Origin of the sequence: Bifidobacterium sp. UMB1197 (assembly GCF_030217745.1) — a bacterium.
Taxonomy (GTDB): domain Bacteria; phylum Actinomycetota; class Actinomycetes; order Actinomycetales; family Bifidobacteriaceae; genus Bifidobacterium; species Bifidobacterium vaginale_B.
The window spans coordinates 67,327-88,046 of record NZ_JASOOL010000007.1 but is presented as its reverse complement, the minus strand read 5'-3'; the positions used below and the strand labels follow the sequence as shown (position 1 = coordinate 88,046).

General features: G+C 44.1%; 15 protein-coding genes and 1 other RNA gene. 13 read left to right on the top strand and 3 right to left on the bottom strand.

Going from position 1 to position 20,720, the window contains the following annotated elements; translation table 11 throughout:
• Positions 1-687 precede the first annotated feature (687 nt).
• The 9 genes from QP420_RS05230 (at position 688) to QP420_RS05190 (ending at position 11,987) form a co-directional block, all read left to right on the top strand.
• Entirely contained in the window at positions 688-1,902 is a 1,215-nt protein-coding gene (locus tag QP420_RS05230; protein ID WP_481616754.1) for an argininosuccinate synthase, read from the top strand.
• A 27-nt stretch (positions 1,903-1,929) separates the two neighbouring features.
• Positions 1,930-3,459 carry an argininosuccinate lyase gene (gene argH, locus QP420_RS05225; RefSeq protein WP_481616753.1) on the top strand — a complete coding sequence of 510 codons (1,530 nt, stop codon included), beginning with the start codon at positions 1,930-1,932 and terminating at the stop codon, positions 3,457-3,459.
• Between the two features lie 65 nt (positions 3,460-3,524).
• Positions 3,525-4,844 carry a tyrosine--tRNA ligase gene (gene tyrS, locus QP420_RS05220; protein ID WP_060786962.1) on the top strand — a complete coding sequence of 440 codons (1,320 nt, stop codon included), beginning with the start codon at positions 3,525-3,527 and terminating at the stop codon, positions 4,842-4,844.
• An 80-nt stretch (positions 4,845-4,924) separates the two neighbouring features.
• The gene (locus QP420_RS05215; protein WP_481616752.1) at positions 4,925-6,472 is read left to right on the top strand and encodes a tetratricopeptide repeat protein; all 1,548 of its coding nucleotides are present in this window, start codon (positions 4,925-4,927) and stop codon (positions 6,470-6,472) included.
• Complete coding sequence (locus QP420_RS05210) at positions 6,462-7,559, top strand: HAD-IIA family hydrolase (protein ID WP_481616751.1); 1,098 nt, start codon at positions 6,462-6,464, stop codon at positions 7,557-7,559. Before QP420_RS05215 ends, QP420_RS05210 begins: the two co-directional genes overlap by 11 nt.
• 104 nt (positions 7,560-7,663) lie before the next feature.
• Positions 7,664-8,455, top strand: coding sequence for a TlyA family RNA methyltransferase (locus tag QP420_RS05205; RefSeq protein ID WP_060786959.1), 792 nt, complete (start codon positions 7,664-7,666; stop codon positions 8,453-8,455).
• A 57-nt stretch (positions 8,456-8,512) separates the two neighbouring features.
• On the top strand, positions 8,513-9,553 hold the full coding sequence (locus QP420_RS05200) for an NAD kinase (protein WP_481616750.1): 1,041 nt from the start codon (positions 8,513-8,515) through the stop codon (positions 9,551-9,553).
• Between the two features lie 9 nt (positions 9,554-9,562).
• A complete protein-coding gene (gene recN, locus QP420_RS05195; protein WP_481616749.1) occupies positions 9,563-11,338 on the top strand; it encodes a DNA repair protein RecN in 1,776 nt (591 codons plus the stop codon).
• A gap of 16 nt (positions 11,339-11,354) precedes the next feature.
• Positions 11,355-11,987, top strand: a complete 633-nt coding sequence (locus tag QP420_RS05190) for an HAD family hydrolase (protein WP_481616748.1) — start codon at positions 11,355-11,357, stop codon at positions 11,985-11,987.
• 47 nt (positions 11,988-12,034) lie between these two features.
• Here QP420_RS05190 and rnpB read toward each other — a convergent pair.
• Positions 12,035-12,406, bottom strand: an RNA gene (gene rnpB / locus QP420_RS05185) — RNase P RNA component class A.
• A 156-nt stretch (positions 12,407-12,562) separates the two neighbouring features.
• On the opposite strand from rnpB, the gene hpf reads away from it, so the two are divergent.
• The 4 genes from hpf to QP420_RS05165 all read left to right on the top strand — a co-directional run bounded on the left by hpf (position 12,563) and on the right by QP420_RS05165 (position 18,478).
• Positions 12,563-13,237 carry a ribosome hibernation-promoting factor, HPF/YfiA family gene (gene hpf / locus QP420_RS05180; protein WP_415689532.1) on the top strand — a complete coding sequence of 225 codons (675 nt, stop codon included), beginning with the start codon at positions 12,563-12,565 and terminating at the stop codon, positions 13,235-13,237.
• Positions 13,238-13,418: 181 nt separating this feature from the next.
• Positions 13,419-16,187: a preprotein translocase subunit SecA gene (secA, locus tag QP420_RS05175; protein ID WP_060786954.1), complete on the top strand. Its 2,769-nt coding sequence runs from the start codon at positions 13,419-13,421 to the stop codon at positions 16,185-16,187.
• A gap of 500 nt (positions 16,188-16,687) precedes the next feature.
• Positions 16,688-17,944 carry a serine/threonine transporter SstT gene (sstT, locus tag QP420_RS05170; RefSeq protein WP_060786952.1) on the top strand — a complete coding sequence of 419 codons (1,257 nt, stop codon included), beginning with the start codon at positions 16,688-16,690 and terminating at the stop codon, positions 17,942-17,944.
• Between the two features lie 111 nt (positions 17,945-18,055).
• The gene (locus QP420_RS05165) at positions 18,056-18,478 is read left to right on the top strand and encodes a GNAT family N-acetyltransferase (protein ID WP_415689536.1); all 423 of its coding nucleotides are present in this window, start codon (positions 18,056-18,058) and stop codon (positions 18,476-18,478) included.
• A 7-nt stretch (positions 18,479-18,485) separates the two neighbouring features.
• On the opposite strand, the gene epsC is transcribed toward QP420_RS05165, so the two are convergent.
• Together epsC and cysK are read right to left on the bottom strand one after the other, a co-directional pair.
• The gene (gene epsC / locus QP420_RS05160) at positions 18,486-19,361 is read right to left on the bottom strand and encodes a serine O-acetyltransferase EpsC (protein ID WP_481616747.1); all 876 of its coding nucleotides are present in this window, start codon (positions 19,359-19,361) and stop codon (positions 18,486-18,488) included.
• A 130-nt stretch (positions 19,362-19,491) separates the two neighbouring features.
• On the bottom strand, positions 19,492-20,424 hold the full coding sequence (cysK, locus tag QP420_RS05155; RefSeq protein ID WP_060786950.1) for a cysteine synthase A: 933 nt from the start codon (positions 20,422-20,424) through the stop codon (positions 19,492-19,494).
• Positions 20,425-20,720: the final 296 nt, after the last annotated feature.

Sequence of the window (20,720 nt, the reverse complement as noted above, 5' to 3'; positions counted from 1 at the left end):
ACAGGGAAGTATCCACGCAGCGTGGATAGTGTGATTAAGTAAAAGGGATATGTGTCCAGAAAAAGGGGTACATATCATAAATCACGTACAAAAAGCGGAAAAGATTGACGCATTTTGTACCAAATTTGGCCTAAATCACGTACAAAAAGCGGAAAATTGTTTGCGCGCTACGCTCTAAGTGCTCAGGCAGGTCGTCGCGCGCTTTTCGTTGCTGATTTTGTGGTGTTGAGCAAGCTCCAGACAGAATTGCATATTATTGCGCTTTGCGCCAGCGCAATCTGCCATCGTTTACACCTTCTTTGCAAACCATCAGAGATCCTTTTATTGTCACTCCTTGTTGACCAGAAGTAGAGCAGAAGCTTCCAGGATGTACTAAAGGAAGCTGCTGTGGTTGCTGCTGCTGTGGAGCAGGTTGTGGTTGCTGGCACGAATAATCGCAAGCAACCATTCGAATAAGTGTATAAGTATTATATTTATATTGTTGTCTGTGTGAATTTGCTCTAGTATAAATAGCCTAAAATGGCGTATTTCTGCGCGTGTTGAGATTGTATCTGGATTTGTATAATATACTATGTATTGTTTATTTATACACGCGCGAGTTTGCGCAGCACAACGCGGATTCGCACAACATAACGTTGATTTGCACAACATAACGTTGATTCGCGCAGCACAACCTGGGAGGTTGCTATGACTAATAAGAAGCGTATTGTATTGGCGTATTCGGGTGGCCTCGATACATCTGTAGCAATTCCGTACCTTAAAGAGCAAACGGGCCAAGATGTTGTGGCTGTGTCTCTAAACGTTGGTCAGGGCGGGGAAGCGCTCGAAGTCATAAAAAACCGCGCTTTGGCTTGCGGTGCTGTTGAATCGTATGTAGTTGACGCTCGAGAAGAATTTGCAGATAACTATTGCATGCTTGCGCTAAAGGCAAACGCGCTATACGAAGACGTGTATCCTTTAGTTTCCGCGCTTTCTAGGCCGCTTATTACTCGTCACTTGGTTCATGCAGCGCACGAATTTGACGCCGATACAATCGCCCACGGTTGCACGGGCAAAGGAAACGATCAGGTTCGCTTTGAAGTTGCAATCCAGTCTTTGGACCCAGATTTAAAGGCCATTAGTCCAATTCGTGATTTGTCGCTTACTCGAGATGTGGAAATCGCTTTTGCAAACGACCATAATCTTCCGATTACTCAAAGCAAGAAAAGTCCGTATTCCATAGACCAAAACGTTTGGGGTAGGGCAATTGAAACAGGCTTTTTGGAAGATCCGTGGAATGCTCCAACCGAAGAATGCTACTCTTACACAAAGAATCCTTTGGAAGCCACAACTCCAGACGAAGTTACAATCACGTTTGAAAAAGGTGTGCCAGTGGCAATTGACGGCCACAGCGTAACTGCGCTTCAAGCAATTGAAGAGATGAACAAGAGGGCGGGCGCTCAAGGAATTGGCAGAATCGACATTATTGAAGATCGCTTGGTTGGCATTAAGTCTCGCGAATTGTACGAAGTTCCAGGCGCGCAAGCTTTGATTACGGCTCATCAAGAGCTTGAGAATTGCTGCCTGGAGCGCGAGCAGCACAGGCTTAAGCGCGCTCTCGATAAAAAGTGGGCGGAATTTGTGTACGACGGCCAGTGGTTCTCGCCAGTTGTGCGTTCTTTGAATGCGTTTATAAACGAGACGCAGGAGCATGTTTCTGGCGATATTCGCATGACTTTATACGCTGGAAAGGCGGTTGTAACGGGCAGAAAGTCGAGTGAGTCTTTGTACGACTTTAACTTGGCTACTTACGATTCTTCCGATACCTTCGATCAGCGCGCTTCCAACGGATTTATTGAAATCTACGGATTGTCTAGCAAGGTTGCGGCGGCTCGCGATATGCGCGTTGCGAAGAACGACTAAAAATAGGGAAGCGAAAGAAGAATAACTATGCACGATGCAAATGCAAATGACAGCGCCACTGCCAACGCAAAAGCCGCCACCGCCGCAAACCATCCAATAGCCTTGTGGGGCGGCCGTTTTAGCTCGGGTCCTTCTGCAGAACTCGCAAAGCTTAGCAAGTCAACGCAATTTGACTGGCGATTAGCGGATGACGATATTGCAGGCTCTCGCGCCCACGCACACGCATTGCATCGTGCAGGTTTATTAACAAATCAAGAATACGCAGATCTTTGCAAAGCGCTAGACGAGTTGCAAAATCGCGTGGATAATGGCACTTTTGCGCCGATTGAAGAAGACGAGGACGAAGCAACAGCATTAGAGCGCGGCCTGCTTGAGATTGCAGGAAGTGAACTCGGCGGAAAACTTAGGGCTGGCCGCTCTAGAAACGACCAAATCGCAGCTTTAATACGCATGTTTTTACGTGAGTCAGCGCGCGAGTTAGCTGCCAGAGTTCTAGACGTTTGCAATGCTTTAGTCGCTCAATCTTTAGAAGCAAAAGACGCTGTAATGCCTGGGCGAACCCACATGCAGCACGCTCAACCTATTTTGCTTGCACACCAGCTAATGGCCCATGTTTGGCCACTTTTGCGAGACGTAGATCGCCTTGCACACTGGGATTTGCGCGCAAACGAAAGCCCATACGGGGCAGGGGCATTGGCCGGCAACACTCTTGGACTAGACCCCGAAGAAGTTGCTAAAGAGCTTGGTTTTTCTGCTGTTTGTGCAAACTCGATTGATGCTACAGCAAGCCGAGATGTTGTTGCGGAATTTTCGTTTATCGCAGCCATGATTGGCGTTGATATTTCTCGCTTAAGCGAAGAGATTATTATATGGAATACTCAAGAATTTGCGTTTGTTACTTTAGACGATGCCTATTCAACGGGCTCTTCGATTATGCCTCAAAAGAAGAATCCAGATATTGCGGAGCTTGCTAGAGGTAAAGCAGGGCGATTAATCGGAGATTTAACTGGATTAATGGCCACTCTTAAAGGTCTTCCAACCGCATATGCGCGCGATTTGCAAGAAGACAAAGAAGCGGTTTTTGATCAAATCGACACTCTAGAAGTTTTGCTTCCAGCCTTTGCAGGAATGGTTAAAACAATGCGATTTAACACGCCTCGCTTGCTTGAGCAGTCTGCAACTGGTTTTGCTCTTGCTACCGACATTGCGGAATGGCTGGTAAAACAAGGAGTTCCTTTCCGCAATGCGCATACGTTATCGGGATTATGCGTAAAGCGTGCCGAAAGTCTTAAATGCGATTTAAGCGATTTGAGTAATAACGATTATGCAACGATTTTAGACGGCGTTATTGATGCAAATAAAATACCAGATCTTAGACTCGTTCTTTCTAGCTATGGCTCTGTTTCTTCTAGATGCGGCAAGGGCGGAACGGCCTTTGTGCGCGTAAAAGAACAAATTAATCAAGCTCAGCTTGCGATTAGCCAGTACAAGAAATTTGCCGAATCTGTAAGCGACGGAACAGCTTATAAGAGTGTCTCCATGTGCTGCCAAAATTGAAAGGCTTGTAGCGCGCAAATGCGCCCGATATTTTCGGTAATTTTTGCAGTAATAAGGAGATATAAATGGCTCAGGTGAGGAATTACAAAGAGGCTGGATTTGCTTCTTTGTTTGAAGAGCTAAAGTGGCGTGGATTGATTTCTCAATCTACAGACGAACAGCAACTTGCTCAAGCACTCGACGGAGAACCATTAACTTATTATTGCGGCTACGATCCTACTGCTGCATCGCTTCATATTGGCAATCTTGTTCAGCTTATTAACATGCGTCATTTGCAAGCTGCAGGACATCATCCTATTGCTTTGGTTGGCGGCGCTACGGGCTTGATTGGAGATCCTCGCCAAAGCGGAGAGCGCACGCTTAATTCCAAAGATATTGTGGCCGGATGGGCAGAGCGCTTACGCAAGCAAATTGGCCGCATTTTGCCTCTTGATGGAGAAAATCCTGTTCGCTTTGTTAGCAACTACGACTGGGTTTCTAAAATGTCTGCTATCGACTTTTTGCGCGATGTTGGCAAGAACTTCCGTGTTGGCACAATGCTTTCTAAAGATATTGTGGCTCGCCGCTTAAACTCCGACGAAGGTATTTCTTTCGCAGAGTTTAGCTACCAGGTTTTGCAAGGAAACGACTTTTTGTACTTGTTTGATAATTACAACGTTACTTTGCAGCTTGGTGGATCTGATCAGTGGGGCAATTTGACCTCTGGCATGGATTTGATTCGTAAGGTTCGCGGAGCTTCTGTGCACGTGTTTACAAGCCCGATTATTACGGATAATCAGGGTCGTAAGTTTGGTAAGTCGGAGGGCAACGCAATGTGGCTTGATCCTACAATGCTTAGCCCTTATCGCTTCTATCAGTTCTGGTTTAATCAGCCAGACGATGAAGTTGTTAAGCTTCTTAAGGCTTTTACGTTCTTGCCTAAGAGCGAGATTGAGCGCTTGGAAAAGCAAATTCAAGAAGACCCAGGAAGCCGAGAAGCTCAGCGTGTGCTCGCTTGGGAAGTTACAAGCTTTGTTCACGGAGAAGACGTTACAAACCAGGCGATTGCAGCTTCTGGAGCGCTTTTTGGCAAGGGCGATTTAGCTGGAATCGACGAGCAAACTCTTGAGGCTGCTTTAGACGGCGTTAAAGTTAAAGCGCAGGATGGCACTTTGGAGTTTGCTAAAGCGCATGTTGCAGACCGTGTGGTTGAGGCCGCTGTTGCTGCTGGATTGTTCCGCACTATTTCCGAGGCTCGTAGAGCTGTGGAAGCTGGTGGATTGTACGTTAACAATAATCGCGTAGACAGCGTTGATGATGTTTTGAATGAAGATTCATTCTTGCATGGTCGTTTTGCTTTGATTCGTAGGGGCAAGAAGGCTGTTGGCGCTGTTGAGCGTGCGTAGTTTTTAAGTGCGCTTGATTTGTTCAACATTAGATTTTTAGTATAATTTTATATTTTTAAACTTTGAAAGGTATGCCAATAATGGGCGAAGAACGCGGATCGCGTAGTGGTAAGTCGTTTGGTAATCGTGGCCATTTTAGCCGTCAAAATGGTGGTAAAAATGGCGGTAAAAATGGGGAGCATCGCGGCGGATTCCACAAAGGTGGGTTCCATAAGGATGATTTCCATAAAGATGGGGAGCATCGCGGCGGATTCCACAAGGATGGTTTCCACAAGGATGGTTTCCATAAAGACGGATTCAAGAAGAGCGGTTTTAAGAAGAACTCGGATCGCAAGTTTGATGGCGATAACCGCGTAGAACGTGGCGAGCACAAGTTTGACCGTAATAGTCAACACAATCGTAGCGATTACGAAAAGCGCACAAATCGCAGTTTTGAAGCCGATTCAAAAGAATCGCGCAATCCAAGATACAAGAAGTTTGACCGCGATAATCGTGGCGAGCGCAATGATCGCAGATTTGAAGATAATCGCGGCGGCTTCCACAAGGACGGCTTCCACAAGAGCGGATTTAAGAAGAATGATTCTAAAAAGCGCGATTCAAAATCGTCTTTCCGCTTTGAAAATGGCCCTCGTAGAAACTCGGATGGAACTGTTTCGTACCCATCTCAAAACCCGTATACCGATAGGCGCCCAGGCGAACCAAAAATGCCTAAGGGCTTAGAATATTCAATGCTTTCTAAGGAGTCTCGCGAGCGTTTGCGCGGTCTTTCTAAGGAGCATTCCGAAAACATTGGCTTGCATATTCTTGCTGCATACGCTTTGCAAGATGAGGACCCGGAGCTTGCTTTAGAACACGCAAAGTGGGCTGCAAAGCAGGCGTCTCGCATTGATTTTTCGCGTGAAACGCTAGGATTTGTTGCATACCGTCAAGGCGATTACAAGCTTGCTGCGCGCGAGTTTAGAACGGCAATGAGAATGAATGGTTACACGGATTATCTTCCATTTATTGCCGATTGCGAGCGCGGTATGGGTAACCTCGATAAAGCGCTGGAAATTTGCATGTCGGACGAAGCTAAAAGCGTTAGTGGCGAAGTTAAGGCAGAAATGTTCCTTGTGTATGCAGGCGTTTTGGCAGATACAAACCATGCGGATAAGGCGATTGAGCTTGTTCACGCAATGGGCAGGTCTAAGGGCTTGCCTGGCGAGTATAGAATGCGCGCTGTTCAGGCAGAGCAGTACTTCTTAGAGGAGGCTGGGCGAAGCGATGAGGCAATTGAACTTGATGTTTTGCTGGATCGCTTAGAAGAGCAGTATGCAGATATTGAAGACGAAGAAAATCCAGAAGATGTTGTGATTGACTACGATTTGGAACATCTTAACGACGCGATTATGGACGAAGTGGGCATTAGTGAAGATGATGCGCAATTTGCTCCAGAAGATAGCGAGTCGAGTGATGAGTCTGAAGAGGATGATGAGTCTGAAGCAGATTTGGATGATGAGTCGGATGACGAATCGCAAACCACAGATAACGCAGATAACGCAGATAACGCAGATAACGCAGACAACGCAGACAGCGCACAAATCGCAGAAAACACAGAAAACACAGAGAACGCAGATAATGCAGCCTGATTTAAGAGCGAATTTTCTAGACAGTTCCAGCGAGCTGAGCAAGGATTTTAGTCTGGCTCTTCTCGACTTAGACGGAGTGGTATATAGAGGCGGAAAATCCGTTGAATATGCAGCCGAATCAATTGAAAACGCTCAAAAAAACGGTATGTTTATTGAATATACCACAAATAATTCTTCGCGTTTTCAAGAAGTTGTAGCAAGTCAGCTAGAAAGTTTTGGCTTAAAAGTAGAGCCGTGGCAAATCATAACTTCTTCGCTTGTAGCTGCTCGAATGGTTGCTCGCTATGTTCCAAGCGGCTCAAACGTTTTAGTTCTTGGTGCGGATCATCTTGTTCAAGAGACTCAGCGTGCAGGTCTTAATCCTGTAAAGTCTTGTAAAGACAATCCTAAGGCTGTAATTCAAGGCTGGTATCCGCAAATGACTTGGCAAGAAATGGCGCAAGTCGCTTTTGCTGTAGAGCGCGGAGCTAAGTATTTTGTTACTAATCGCGATTTAACAATTCCGCGCGAGTTTGGCATAGCTCCTGGATGCGGTTCTATGATTCAAGCCGTAGTAAACGCCACTGGAGTGGAGCCTATTGCGTCTGCAGGAAAGCCAGAGTGCGCAATGTATGACGAAGCGCGATTGTTGGTTGCCGCAAACGCAAAGCACAGTAACGAAGATATTGAAAATTGCTGCGAAAAAGACGATTTTGGAAATCCGCTAATAAGCATTGAGCGCTCGCTTGCTGTAGGAGACAGGTTAGACACAGACATTGAAGCAGGTACAAGGGGTGGGTATAAGTCACTTCTTGTTCTTACGGGTGTTACCAACGAGCGCATGTTACTTGAAGCTCCAAAACACTTGCGACCAAGCTTTGTTTCTAAGGATTTAAGAGGGCTAAACGAGGTTCATTATGCGCCTAAACGCGTTGACGATTCTACGTTTGTATGCGGCGATTCTAGAGCGCAGGTTGTTTGTAACGCTATTGAAGTCAACAATCCCAATGATTGCAATGCTTTGAGGGCTGCTTGCGCGCTCGCTTGGAGCTTAAAAGACGGCGGAAAATCGCTGGAAGACTACACTCTTCCAGAGTTTTCTTTGTGATTTGTGGCTTTGTTGCTTGTGATTTTGTTGCCTACAGATTGCAGCTTACGGCTTGCAGCTTGCGACCTATGACTTGCGATTTTAGATTTTGAGCGAGGTTTTTAATGCTAGACGAAGATTCTTTAGCTCAGCGCTTAGACTGCGCGCTTGTAAATCGCGGTTTAGCTAAAAGTAGAACTACAGCACAGCGTCTTATTAAAGCTGGAGTAGTAAAAGTAGATAATCGTAGTGTTAAAAAAACGTCATTTTTAGTAAAAGAATCGCAAAAAATAAGCCTTGATGAATCAAAAGAAGAAAATTCTTGCGTTAAATATGTTTCTAGAGGAGCGCTAAAACTCGAAGGAGCGTTCCGCTTATTTGATAATTTGGGATTAGAAGTTGATTCAAATACAATGGCGTTAGATATTGGCGCTTCTACTGGCGGTTTCTGCGATTATTTGTTGCAAAATGGCGCCAATAGCGTTATAGCTTTAGATGTTGGACACGGTCAATTGCACTCAAAAATCGCAAGCAATCCGCGCGTTATTGAAATGAGTGGCGTAAATATTAGAAATGTTTATGCGCAAGATTTGCCGTACAAGCCTAATCTTATAGTCTCCGACGTCTCTTTTATATCTCTTAGCTTGGTTATTCCAGTAATTGCACGTATTGCGCAAAACAACGCGAATATTGTTCTTCTTGTAAAGCCACAATTTGAAGTTGGCAAAGGAAACCTTGGAAAAGGCGGAATTGTAACAGATAAAAACCTAAGACTTAAGGCGTTAGAAAATATTAAGGAATGCGCTAAAAACAACGGTTTAAGTGTTATTGCAACTCATGAATCTCCTATAGAAGGTACTCACGGGAATGTTGAATATCTTCTTTATGCGCAATATGTAGTGCAACAACTAAAATGATGATTAACTTTTGTAAAGCTACAAATAAAGCTACAAATAAAGCTCAAAGGGGGTGCTATGCAAGAACGTTTGCCTGGGGATTGTGCTTCTCGCAGTGCTCTTGTGGTTACGCATGCGCGTCTTGATAGCAACAGTGCTGTTGTAAATCAAGTTACTACTCAGCTTAAAAATGCAGGTTTTAATGTTAGCGTGTTTCATAGCGCTGCAGTATCGGATTTTGCGCAAAAAATTGCTCAAGGGGTAGATAAAAATACCGAAATTGTTGTTGTGCTAGGTGGGGATGGCACAATGCTTCAGGCTGCAGAATTAGTGCATTGCACTCCTGTTCCGATTATTGGAATAAACCTTGGGCACGTTGGTTTTTTGGCGGAATTTGAAAGCTTCCAGATTGATGAGGCTATTAGAAGAATCGCGCAAAAAGACTACTTTTTAGAGCATAGAATGGAAGCGCATGTAGACGTTTGGCTTCCTGGTGCAAGTGAGCCTTTAAGCGATTGGGCGCTTAACGATATTACGTTAGATAGGGCAGATCGCGGGCGAATGGTGGAGCTTTCAATTCGCGTTGACAACGTTGAAATGTCATCCTTTGGCTGCGATGGCGTGATTGTTTCTACGCCTACTGGGTCCACAGCGTACGCGTTTTCGGCAGGAGGCCCAATTATGTGGCCAAATGTTGAGGCTTTGCAATTGGTTCCATTGGCTGCTCACGCACTGTTTGCTAGACCGCTAATAATTGGTGCAGGATCTACTTTTACGATTGATATTTTGCAAGATTCTGCTTCTGGCGGTTGGATTTGCTGCGATGGAAGGCGCCAAAGGGCTTTGCCGCAAGGTTCTAGAATTCAAATTAGACAATCTAAAGATGAGTTGCTATTAGCGCGACTTTCTGGAGTTCCGTTTACACAAAGATTAGTCACAAAGTTTGATTTGCCAGTTGTTGGATGGCGTGAAAATCGCAGAAAAGTGGACGCTAAACCTAAGATGTATGAGGCGAATCTTCATAACGAAACCGATAGGAATTACGAAGATAGCGCAAGTGTAAATGGTGCGGATTCTGGTGCCGAATATCCAAGCGGCTCTACTGGTTTAAACCTATAGGGGGTATTTGTGCTTGAAGAACTTGAGATTCGCAATTTAGGCCCAATTTCCCACGCTATTATTACGCCTTCTAAAGGCATGACGGCAATAACTGGCGAAACTGGAGCTGGAAAGTCCATGCTTTTAAGCGCCGTAAAGCTTATATCTGGCGGTAAGGCAGATTTAGCAAAAGTGGCGGTTGCTGCAGATGAATCATGGGCGCAAGGCGTGTTTTCTATACCAAAATCAAGCGTGGCTGCTCAATTGCTGCAAGAGTCTGGGATTAATGCCGAAGAATCCGAAGACGACGATTCTAAAGAAGACGTTTACATATCTAGGTCTGTTCCAAAATCGGGCAGGTCCAGGGCTGTTATTTCTGGCTGTTCCGTTCCAAAATCCTTGTTAGAGAGCGTTTGTTTGCACACAATCACAATCCATGGTCAAAGTGACCAGCTTCGCATAGCAACAAGCGCAAAACAACGCGAATTCTTGGATTCAATCTCTTGCAATTCTAAAGAGCTACAAGATTATGAATCAGCGTTTAATAAGTGGCAAAATGCCGTTGAATCCTATAATCGCCTTATAAATCAGCAGTCGTCTTCTAGGCAGCGTGCCGACTATTTGCGCGAATCGCTAGAAAAAATCCGCCAAATTGATCCAAAACCAAATGAAGACGTGGATCTTAAAGCTAAAAGAGATCGCATAGAAAATGCTGCTCAAATTGTACGCGGTTTGGGTGAGGCAATATCTTCGTTAGATGCAAGTCAAATTGATTATGGCGCAATAGATTCTGCCGACGCATTGCATTTGGTTGATAATGCTGCTAAGGCAATTCGTTCGATTCGAGTTGACGGAGATTATAGCGCTATTGCAAATCAGCTTGACGATATTTCTTCCCAGATTTCCGACATTGTTATGCAACTTGCGCAGCAGCTAGATGTTGATAGTAGTCAAGAAGATTTAGACGCCATTAACAATCGTATTCACGATTTAAGCGATTTAACACGCAGGTGGGGGCCGCAAATCGCAGATGTTTTGGATTGGGCTAAAAAAGCGCAGTTTGAGCTTGAAGATTTGGACGATTCGCCAGAAGCCGTTGCGCGCGCTAAAGACTTGTGTGAAAAGACTTATAAAGACGCTGAAAAACTAGCCGAGGCTCTTTATAACACGCGTAAAGTTGTTGCAAAAAAGTTTAGCGATGAAGTTAGTAAAGAGCTTGAATCCTTATCTATGCCAGATGCGCAGCTTTTGATTAATGTTTCTAAGCGAGATAAAAATCAAGATGGAAAATTTGATTTAAACGTACACGGCTTAGATAGTGTTGAGTTTCTTTTTAAGCCATTCCCAGCTTCCAACTATTTACCAATGGGCAGTAGTGCTTCTGGCGGTGAGCTTAGTAGGCTTATGCTTGCAATGGAGCTTGTTGCTGCAAAGTTTAACCACAGCAACAATCAGTCAATGACGTTTATTTTTGACGAAGTTGACGCTGGCGTTGGCGGAGTGGCTGCCGTAGAGCTAGGAAAGCGCTTGGCTTTGCTTGCTAAGAGTGCGCAAGTGATTGTTGTAACGCATTTGGCTCAAGTGGCGTCTTTTGCAGACGTTCAATTTGTTGTTAGAAAAAAGATTGAAAGTTTGGCGGATTCTGGTGCGGATTCTGGTGCGGATTCTGGCGTTGCAGATACAACTGTTAGCAAATTAGATAATCTTGGTCGCCAGAAAGAAATCGCAAGAATGCTTTCGGGCAGTCAGTCTCAAGCGTCTTTGGATCACGCAAAAGAATTACTTGAAAATAGTAATCTGGACTAATATCAAGGCTAATAATATGAGCGAAAATGCATTAGTTGATAATTCAAATTGTGCTGCGATTTTTGATTTTGACGGCACTTTGCTAGATTCCCTAGATGTTTGGGACAAGATAGACGAAGAGAGTTTTGCTAAACGCGGTATTAAAGTACCGCCAGATTTTGCCGATTCCACTGCCACAATGACGCCTCGCCAAGTTGCGGATTACGTTATTGAGCGTTTTGGCTTTAAGGATTCCCCAGAAGACTTAATGAAAGAGTGGCAAGACATGGCTTTTGACGCGTATGCGAAGCATTTGCCGCTTAGAAAAGGCGCTAAAAATTATGTGGATTATCTGCATAAAACTGGTGCAAAAATGGTTCTTATAACTACTCTTTCCAGGTCTTTATGCGTTCCAGCGTTAAAACGTACCGATTTGTATGATTACTTTGATTTTATGATTTTTGGAGAAGATTTAGAAAGCAATGCAAAAAATAGCCCTAAAACTTATATTGACTTGGCAAATAAAATTGGCGTAAAACCAAGCGATTGCACCGTTTTTGAAGATTCTGCTACAGCGCTAAAGTCGGCCCGTTTGGCTGGAATGAAAACTTGCGGGGTAGCGGATTTAATAAATGGCGATTTTGATTTTGCGCCGAAAAGTCTTAGTTAAATCGCAAGTCTTAGTTAAATTGCAAGTCTTAGTTAAACCGCAAAGTTGAGGTGAGGTTTCACATACCCCGGGTTTTGTCGCGTGCAAAATGCACACGGATGACCATCCATCTCGATTTGACGTTACCGCCAAACTCTAGCAGTCTACCCGAAGACTCAGGCGAGCAGCCCTTAAACACCTTCTGCTTGACCTTGCTCCCAATGAGGCTTGCCATGCGGCTAACTGTTACCAGAAGCCCGGTGGTCTCTTGCACCGCCGTTTCACCCTTACCTAAACAAAAGTTTAGGCGGTCTATTCTCTGTTGCGCTATCTCTCAGGTTGCCCTGGGCGGACGTTATCCGCCATTGTGCTCTGTGGAGCCCGGAAGTTCCTCAGCTACTCCGAATGAACATTGCAGCCGCGGTCATCGTGAAACCTCAACCTTCCCAATTATAGCAGATGTTTTAATTTTCTTCATATTTTGCGACTCGCTAGAAAATGGCGGCTTTTAGCGGATATAATAGATGTATCAGCGGCGCTGGTGCCGTTGACGTGTACATAAACCGATTTGTATCGGATTACTTAAGGAGGTTCGCATGGAGATCGTCATCACTGGACGTCATACGCAGATTAAGCAGAGATTCCGTGACGTTGTAGAAAGCAAGATGAATCGTGTGACCGCCATTGCTCCAGATGCGCAGCGCATTCAGATTGTGCTTAACACTGAGGGCAATCCAAGGCAGGCAGATACTGCAAAAAGAGTTGAAATTACTGTAGTTGCAGGAAGTACGGTTATTCGCGCAGAGGCGTCTAGCACAGATCAATACAGTGCATTAGATATGGCGTTAGATAAGTTGACGCTTCGCTTGCGCAGAACTCGTGATCGCCGTAAGGATCATCGCCGTGGTTATGAGCAAATGGTTCCAGTTGATTTGGGTGCTGCACAGCCAGAAGTTGAAACAACTGTTGAAGAAGTTGCGCAAGAAGATGGAACAAATAGTGCAGACGCTGCGGTTGCTTCCGATTTGGGTCCTGGCGAATCAGTAGAGGTGAGCGTTGGAGATACTCCTATTGTTATTCGCCGCAAGCTCCACATTGCTGAGCCAATGAGCATTGATGAGGCGTTGTACGAGATGGAACTTATTGGCCACGACTTCTTCCTGTTTGTAAATAAGGAGACCATGCGTCCATCGGTTGTATACCGTAGGCATGGATGGAGCTACGGTGTGTTTGAGATTGACACTCCAGAAAATGTTGCTAAGAAGAAGTAAATAAAATAACTCATATGAGTGCATTGCCCGCCTAGTAATACGCTAGTAGCACGCTAGGCGGGCATTTTATGCTTTGTTTTGGACTCGCGAGCCGCAAAAATCGTAGCCGTCGCGTAATATAGGCACAGTTTACGTCTATGTTGGCTAGCCGAATCATAGACACGACCTAAGGGAGCTAAACGTGGTAGATATCGTTGATAAAGCCTTGCGCATGGGTGAAGGCCGTCAATTGAGGCGCCTTGAGAACGTTGCGAAGGCTGTGAATGCGCTAGAAGATCAGATTTCTGCGCTTTCGGACGAGGAACTTAAAGGGCAAACGGCAAAGTTCAAGCAAAAGTTAGACAATGGTGCGAAGCTTGATGATTTAATGCCAGAAGCCTTTGCTACAGTGCGAGAAGTTTCAAAGCGTACTCTTGGTCAGCGTCACTTCGATGTTCAGCTTATGGGTGGCGCAGCATTGCACTGGGGCAATATTGCAGAAATGAAAACTGGTGAAGGTAAAACACTTGTTGCAACATTGCCTAGCTATTTAAACGCTTTGGAAGGCAAGGGCGTTCACGTTGTTACCGTTAACGACTATCTTGCTAGCTATCAGAGCGAGCTCATGGGTCGTATTTATAGGTTCCTCGGCATGAGTGTTGGCTGCATTATTACAGATCAGCAGCCTCCAGAGCGCAGGAAGCAATACAACGCAGATATTACTTATGGTACAAACAACGAGTTTGGCTTTGACTATTTGCGAGACAATATGGCCTGGGAAAAGGGCGATCTTGTTCAGCGTGGTCATCACTATGCAATCGTTGATGAGGTTGATTCCATTCTTATCGATGAGGCTCGTACGCCACTTATTATCTCTGGTCCTGCCGAAGGCGATGTTACGCGCTGGTATCGCGAGTTTGCAAAGCTTGTTTTAAAGCTTGATCGCGATGTTGATTACAAGGTTGACGAAAAGCGCAAGACCGCTGGTATTTTGGATTCAGGCATTGCAAAGATTGAAGACTACTTAGGTATTGATAATCTTTACGAGCCAAGCAACACTGCTTTGATTGGCTACTTGAATAATGCTTTAAAGGCTAAGGAACTCTTCCTTTTGGATCGCGATTACGTTGTTACAAATGGCGAAGTTCTTATTGTTGACGAGCACACTGGCCGTGTTCTTCCAGGCCGTCGTTATAGCGAAGGCTTGCATCAGGCTATTGAAGCTAAAGAGAACGTTGAAGTAAAGGCAGAAAATCAGACTTTTGCAACTATTACTTTGCAGAACTACTTCCGCATGTACGATAAGCTTGCTGGCATGACTGGTACTGCAGAAACGGAAGCTGCTGAGTTTATGGGAACGTACAAGCTTGGCGTTCTTCCAATTCCTTCCAACCGTCCAGTTATTCGTATGGATAAGGATGATTTAATCTTCCGTACTAAGAAGGAAAAGCTTGCTGCGATTGTTCGAGACGTTGCTCAGCGCCACGCAAAGGGTCAGCCTGTTTTGCTTGGTACAGCTTCGGTTGAATCTTCCGAAATCGTTTCCTCACTTTTGGATGTTGCGCGTATTCCTCATCAGGTGTTGAATGCTAAGCAAAACGCTAAGGAAGCAGCTGTTGTTGCTGTTGCAGGTCGTAAGGGTGCTGTGACTGTTGCTACAAACATGGCAGGTCGTGGTACGGATATTATGCTTGGTGGAAACGTTGAGTTCTTGGCAGATGCAAAGCTTAAGGCTCAGGGTTATTCTCCAGACGATACCCCAGAAGAGTACGAGAAGCGTTGGCCAGGCGTTTTGGCAGAAGTCAAAGAGCAGGTTAAAGACGAGCACGAAGAGGTTAAGAAGCTTGGTGGCTTGTATGTTCTAGGCACTGAGCGCCACGAATCTCGTCGTATTGATAATCAGCTTAGAGGCCGTTCTGGCCGTCAGGGCGACCCTGGCGAATCGCGCTTCTACTTAAGCTTGGAAGACGACTTAATGCGCTTGTTCAACACTCAGCTTGTTGCGCGCGTTATGGCTAAGGGCTTGCCAGAGGGCGAACCAATCGAGTCTAAGTATGTTTCTAATGGCGTTCGCACGGCTCAAAAGACTGTTGAAGCGCGTAACTTTGAAATGCGTAAGAACGTTTTAAAGTATGACGACGTTATGAACAAGCAGCGTACCGTTATTTATTCGGAGCGTCAGGCGGTTCTTAAGGGCGAAGATATTCACGAAGATATCTTAAAGTTTATTAAAGATACTGCCGATAGCTACGTGCGCGGAGCTATGAATGGGTCTGATAAACCTAAGAACTGGGATTGGGAAGGCCTTAAAGACGCTGTAAATTCGGTTATGCCAATTATTGTTGATTGGGATCAGCTTCGCTTGCAAATCGAGGCTCTTAAGGGCGATAAAGCCATTGAGACTTTGCGAGACACGATTGTAGATAGCGTTACAACGATTTACGCCGTGTTTGAAGATCGAATGGGTTCCGATAACTTGCGTCAGTTTGAGCGTAGGGTTGTTTTGGCTGTTCTCGATAGAAAGTGGCGTGAACATCTTTACGAGATGGACTACTTAAAGGACGGCATTGGCTTGCGCGGTATGGGTCAGCGAGATCCTCTTGTTGAGTACCAGCGCGAAGGCTTCCAAATGTACAACTCAATGATTGAGGCTATTAAGGAAGAATCTATTCAGCTTCTGTTCCGCATGAATCTTGAGCAGATTGTTGCAGAAACAGAAAATCAAGATGATTCTTATGTAGATGAAGAGGTTGAGCAAGTAGAGCAAGAAGACGAGCATTCTGGAATCGTCGGTCCTGCTCCTATGAGCCATGCGGAAGGCGAAGTTCCATTAAGCAAGCGTCCAAAGGCGGAGGAGTGGAAGACTCCTTGGGCCGATGGCCGTACGTTCCCAGGAACAAACAAAAACGACGAATGCCCATGCGGATCTGGCAGAAAGTACAAGCTTTGCCACGGTCAAAATGAGGATTAAAGTTTTGTAAAGATGAGGCTGGTGCTAATGCATCGGCCTCATTTTTTTGTTTCTTTTCCCTTGTGTTTGTTTCTTTTCCCTTGTGTTTGTTTCCCAAAACACTAAAAATGGGAACAAACGCGGGGAAGTGTTCTTATGTTTGTTTCCAATTTGACCCAAAATGTAAACAAACGCGGGAAATCGCTCGCGCGTTACATCGCGCTCACGTCTTCGCTTGCGTTGAAAGCACACTGTGCTTTCAACTTTGAGCAAGCTCAGCGCTCCGAATTGCCATCGCGCTGCGCTCTAAGCGCTCAGGCAGGTCGTCGCGCAAATTCGGTAATAGCGCTCGCGCGTTACAGCGCGCTCACCACAAAAATCAGTGCTAAATCTCACAAAGTCACAATTTGCATATGTATGCATGCCTATGTATAATATGTAAAAATAGAAAATCTTGCGAGTATGAATACAAATAAAAGAGTATAAAATATTCTGCACAAACAAAATTACAGGAGACTCTCATGCACAAGATTATTCAAAAGTGGAATAACATTGACCTTATTCTGCGTATTGTTATTGGTCTTTTTCTTGGCGCTGCACTTGGCATTTTTGTGCCAGCTCACGTTTATGTGCTAGATCTTATGGGAAAGCTGTTTGTGAGCGCACTTAAATCCGTTGCGCCGATTTTGGTATTTTGCCTTGTGATTGGCGCGCTTGCAAAAGCAAAAAGTGTTGGAAACATGAAGCTTGTAATCGTGTTGTATGCGCTTTCTACTTTCACCGCAAGCCTTATAGCGGTATGCGCGGCTATGATTTTCCCTGTTGATTTTACGTTTGCGCATGTTGAAGCAGCGTCTTCGCCATCTCCTCAAGGAATCGGCGAAGTTCTTAATTCTCTTGTGTTAAATATTGTGGTAAACCCTGTAGATGCTCTTGCAAAGGGAAACTTTATTGGTATTTTATTCTGGGCAATCGCATTTGGCGTAGCACTTCGCTTTGCTGAGCCTTCCACTAAAGCATTCTTTGACAACGTTTCGTCTGCTATTGGAAAAATTGTTCACTGGATTATTAACGCGGCACCTTTTGGAATTATGGGCCTTGTTTATACAACAGTGGCAAGCAATGGTCTTCGTATTTTTAGTGAATACGGTTCTGTTATTGCCTTGTTAGTATGCACTATGGCTGTTGTTGCTTTGATTGTAAATCCTATTTTGGTTTTTGTGCTTACTGGCAAGAATCCGTATCCTCTTGTATTAAGAACATTGCGAGATTCGGGAGTTACAGCGTTCTTTATGCGTTCTTCTGCTGCAAATATTCCTGTAAACATGAATTTGTGTGAAAAGCTTGGCTTTAATAAAGACAATTACTCGGTTTCTATACCACTTGGATCAACCATTAATATGAGTGGTGCTGCTATAACTATTTCGATTATGGCTTTGTGCGCTGCTCACACGCTTGGGATTTACGTTGATATTCCAACAGCTGTGATTTTGTCTGCGCTCTCTGCTGTTAGCGCTGCAGGCGCATCTGGAGTGGCTGGTGGTTCGCTTTTGCTTATACCTCTTGCGTGCTCGTCGTTTGGAATTTCAAATGATATTGCTATGCAAGTAGTTGCTATTGGCCTTATTATTGGCGTGATTCAAGATTCGTGCGAAACTGCGCTTAACTCTTCCACAGATGTTCTCTTTACGGCAGTTGGTGAATATCGCATGTGGCAGCGTGCAGGTCTTGAGTTTAAGATGGGCAAGGATCACGAACCAGTGCAACTTAAAAAGTAGCTGTTGTAGCTGTTGTAGCTTTTGCTAAGTATTTATTATTACTGGTGCGCGTTCTTACGTCTTTACGTTTTAGAACGCGCACTTTTGCTATGTTTTGCGAGGTGTTTGTAGATGGATTTAATAGATGTGCAGATAAAAGAATATAAAAAATATAGCAGCAAAGATATTTTAAAGCTGTACGATTCAGTGGGCTGGTCTTCGTATACAGATGATTTGCCCGCCTTGGAAAATGGTTTTAAAAATTCGCTTAAGGTTTTAGCTGCGTATAAAAATGATGAGCTAGTTGGAATTGCTAGAGCTGTTGGTGACGGATATACGGTTGTTCTTATTCAAGATATTCTTGTTTTGCCAGAGTATCAAAGGCAGGGAATAGGCTCTGCCTTGTTAAATGCGATTGTGGATTGTTACCCGAATGTTCGTCAAATTCAATTAACCACGGATTGCACTGAAAAAACCATTGCTTTTTATAAGTCGGCTGGTTTTATTGAGTTATCGGAAATCGAGTGCTGCGGTTTTATAAAAGACAGAGCATGATAGCGTATTAGGCTTTAGGAAAGTGGTAGGTTGTGTTTGCAGGAATGCTGCGGTTTATCCACGCGTTTGCTGCGATTGTACTTCCGCTGCCGATTGTGGTTTCTCCGCCTAAGATTGTTGCGTTTGCGTAAATTACTACGTTGTTGCCAATATTTGGATGCCGCTTTCCGCCTTTTACAGGATTTCCATTCTCGTCTAGCGCAAAACTTTTTGCGCCCAGCGTTACGCCTTGGTAAAGCTTAACATGCTCGCCGATTACAGTGGTTTCTCCGATTACAATGCCAGTTCCGTGATCAATGCAAAAATATGCGCCAATTTTTGCTCCTGGATGAATGTCGATTCCAGTTTTTCTGTGTGCATATTCGCTCATAAGTCTAGGAATTAGCGGTACGTTAAGTTCGTAGAGTGCGTGAGCTGTGCGGTGAATAAGCATTGCATAAAAACCAGGGTATGCGAGCGTTACTTCTACTTTGCTTGTGCAAGCAGGATCGCCTTCATACATGGCTTGAATATCTGTTAAAAGTAACTTTTTAATTGTAGGAAGAGTATTTATAAATTTATTGCAAGTTTCTTGAATTTTAATTGTGTTGCTTGTGTAGCATTGAAGTTCGTGAAATATAATGCGTTCTATAGTTTCTAATGCGTTTGAAGTAACGGTATTCAAACTAGCGTTATTGTTCAAACTAGCGTTATTGTTCAAACTTGCATTGAGTTGTGTAGTATTATTGCTTTCATTGCGCACATGCAACTCAGGCAAAAATAGTGCCTGAGCTGCATGTATGAGTGCAATAATATTGCGGTAATTAGGTATGAATGTAGCTTGCCTTATGTCTGAATCGTTAATTGAGTTTAGTTGATTTATAAGGTCAAGGCGATCACTCATACATTTCTCCCGTTATTTTTATTATTTTTTTTTTATTTTATAGTTTTGATCATTATCTAATAATGTTATTTATTATCCATATATTATTTAATCAAAACTTGCGTATTTACAATAGCGCTCCTAAATGTAGTTAGTCTTCAAATAATGCGGTAGACAAGTATCGATCTCCTGAATCGGGAAGTATTGCAACAATGGTTTTGCCAGCATTTTCTTCTCTTTTTGCTTCTTGAATTGCTGCCCAGATTGCAGCTCCAGAAGAAATACCCACGAGCACACCTTCTTTTTTGCTTATAAGCTTGCCGCTTTTGATTGCGTCTTCATTTGTTACGTGAACAATGCGATTATAAATGTTTTGGTTAAGCACATCTGGCACGAATCCTGCGCCGATTCCTTGAATCTTGTGCGCTCCTGGCTTACCGCCTGCAAGCACAGGGGAGTCGGCTGGTTCTACTGCGATTATTTCAAGCTGCGGATTTTGCTCTTTTAAGTATGTGCCAGTACCAGTGATTGTGCCGCCTGTTCCAACGCCAGCAATGAGCATGTCCACGTTTCCGTTAGTGTCTTGCCAAATTTCTGGACCTGTTGTGTTGTAGTGTGCGTGCACATTTGCTTGATTGGTAAACTGCCCCGGAGTCCACGCGTTTGGCGTGTTTTCAACGATTTCCTTTGCTTTGGCAATTGCGCCTTTCATTCCATCTTTAGCAGGTGTGAGCACGAGCTCGGCGCCGTATGCTTTCATAAGTTTTCGGCGTTCAATAGACATGCTTTCTGGCATTACGATAATACTTTTGTATCCTTTTGTTTGCGCAATCATTGAAAGACCAATGCCAGTATTTCCAGAGGTTGGCTCAACGATCACTGAGCCTGGTTTAAGCGTGCCTTCGGCTTCTGCTTCTTCAATCATCTGCTTTGCAATTCGGTCTTTTACAGAGCCTGCTGGGTTGAAGTATTCGAGTTTTACGAGGATTTTTGCTGCTAGATTGTACTCTTTTTCAATGTGTGTAAGCTCCATAAGTGGAGTGTTTCCTACGAGTTCTTGCACGGACTTGTAAATATTAGACATAATATTTCCCCTTACTTGTTTTTTGTTTTGTTTAATTTGATTTGTTTTTAATTTTTAAAAATAATTTTATTAATAAAGCGACTACCGTTTTATTAGTTGTTTCTAAAGATGCCATTATTCGTCTTAACATTAACACGTATTAAATTGTTATTTTTTTAACGTTATATTCGATTTTTGGCATAAAAAAAGAAACAGCGCGCTGTTTCTTGAATCGTAATTTGCTGTGTTTTAACGTAAATGCTTTTAACACAGGCTAGATGATGCATACTTAGTGCTTGCAAACATCATTTCGATTA

Bases quoted from the DNA above. Each gene is read 5' to 3' on its own strand.
- QP420_RS05230 (WP_481616754.1), top strand. From the start codon at position 688: ATGACTAATAAGAAGCGTATTGTATTGGCGTATTCGGGTGGCCTCGAT.
- argH (WP_481616753.1), top strand. From the start codon at position 1,930: ATGCACGATGCAAATGCAAATGACAGCGCCACTGCCAACGCAAAAGCC.
- tyrS (WP_060786962.1), top strand. From the start codon at position 3,525: ATGGCTCAGGTGAGGAATTACAAAGAGGCTGGATTTGCTTCTTTGTTT.
- QP420_RS05215 (WP_481616752.1), top strand. From the start codon at position 4,925: ATGGGCGAAGAACGCGGATCGCGTAGTGGTAAGTCGTTTGGTAATCGT.
- QP420_RS05210 (WP_481616751.1), top strand. From the start codon at position 6,462: ATGCAGCCTGATTTAAGAGCGAATTTTCTAGACAGTTCCAGCGAGCTG.
- QP420_RS05205 (WP_060786959.1), top strand. From the start codon at position 7,664: ATGCTAGACGAAGATTCTTTAGCTCAGCGCTTAGACTGCGCGCTTGTA.
- QP420_RS05200 (WP_481616750.1), top strand. From the start codon at position 8,513: ATGCAAGAACGTTTGCCTGGGGATTGTGCTTCTCGCAGTGCTCTTGTG.
- QP420_RS05190 (WP_481616748.1), top strand. From the start codon at position 11,355: ATGAGCGAAAATGCATTAGTTGATAATTCAAATTGTGCTGCGATTTTT.
- hpf (WP_415689532.1), top strand. From the start codon at position 12,563: ATGGAGATCGTCATCACTGGACGTCATACGCAGATTAAGCAGAGATTC.
- sstT (WP_060786952.1), top strand. From the start codon at position 16,688: ATGCACAAGATTATTCAAAAGTGGAATAACATTGACCTTATTCTGCGT.
- QP420_RS05165 (WP_415689536.1), top strand. From the start codon at position 18,056: ATGGATTTAATAGATGTGCAGATAAAAGAATATAAAAAATATAGCAGC.
- epsC (WP_481616747.1), bottom strand. From the start codon at position 19,361: ATGAGTGATCGCCTTGACCTTATAAATCAACTAAACTCAATTAACGAT.
- cysK (WP_060786950.1), bottom strand. From the start codon at position 20,424: ATGTCTAATATTTACAAGTCCGTGCAAGAACTCGTAGGAAACACTCCA.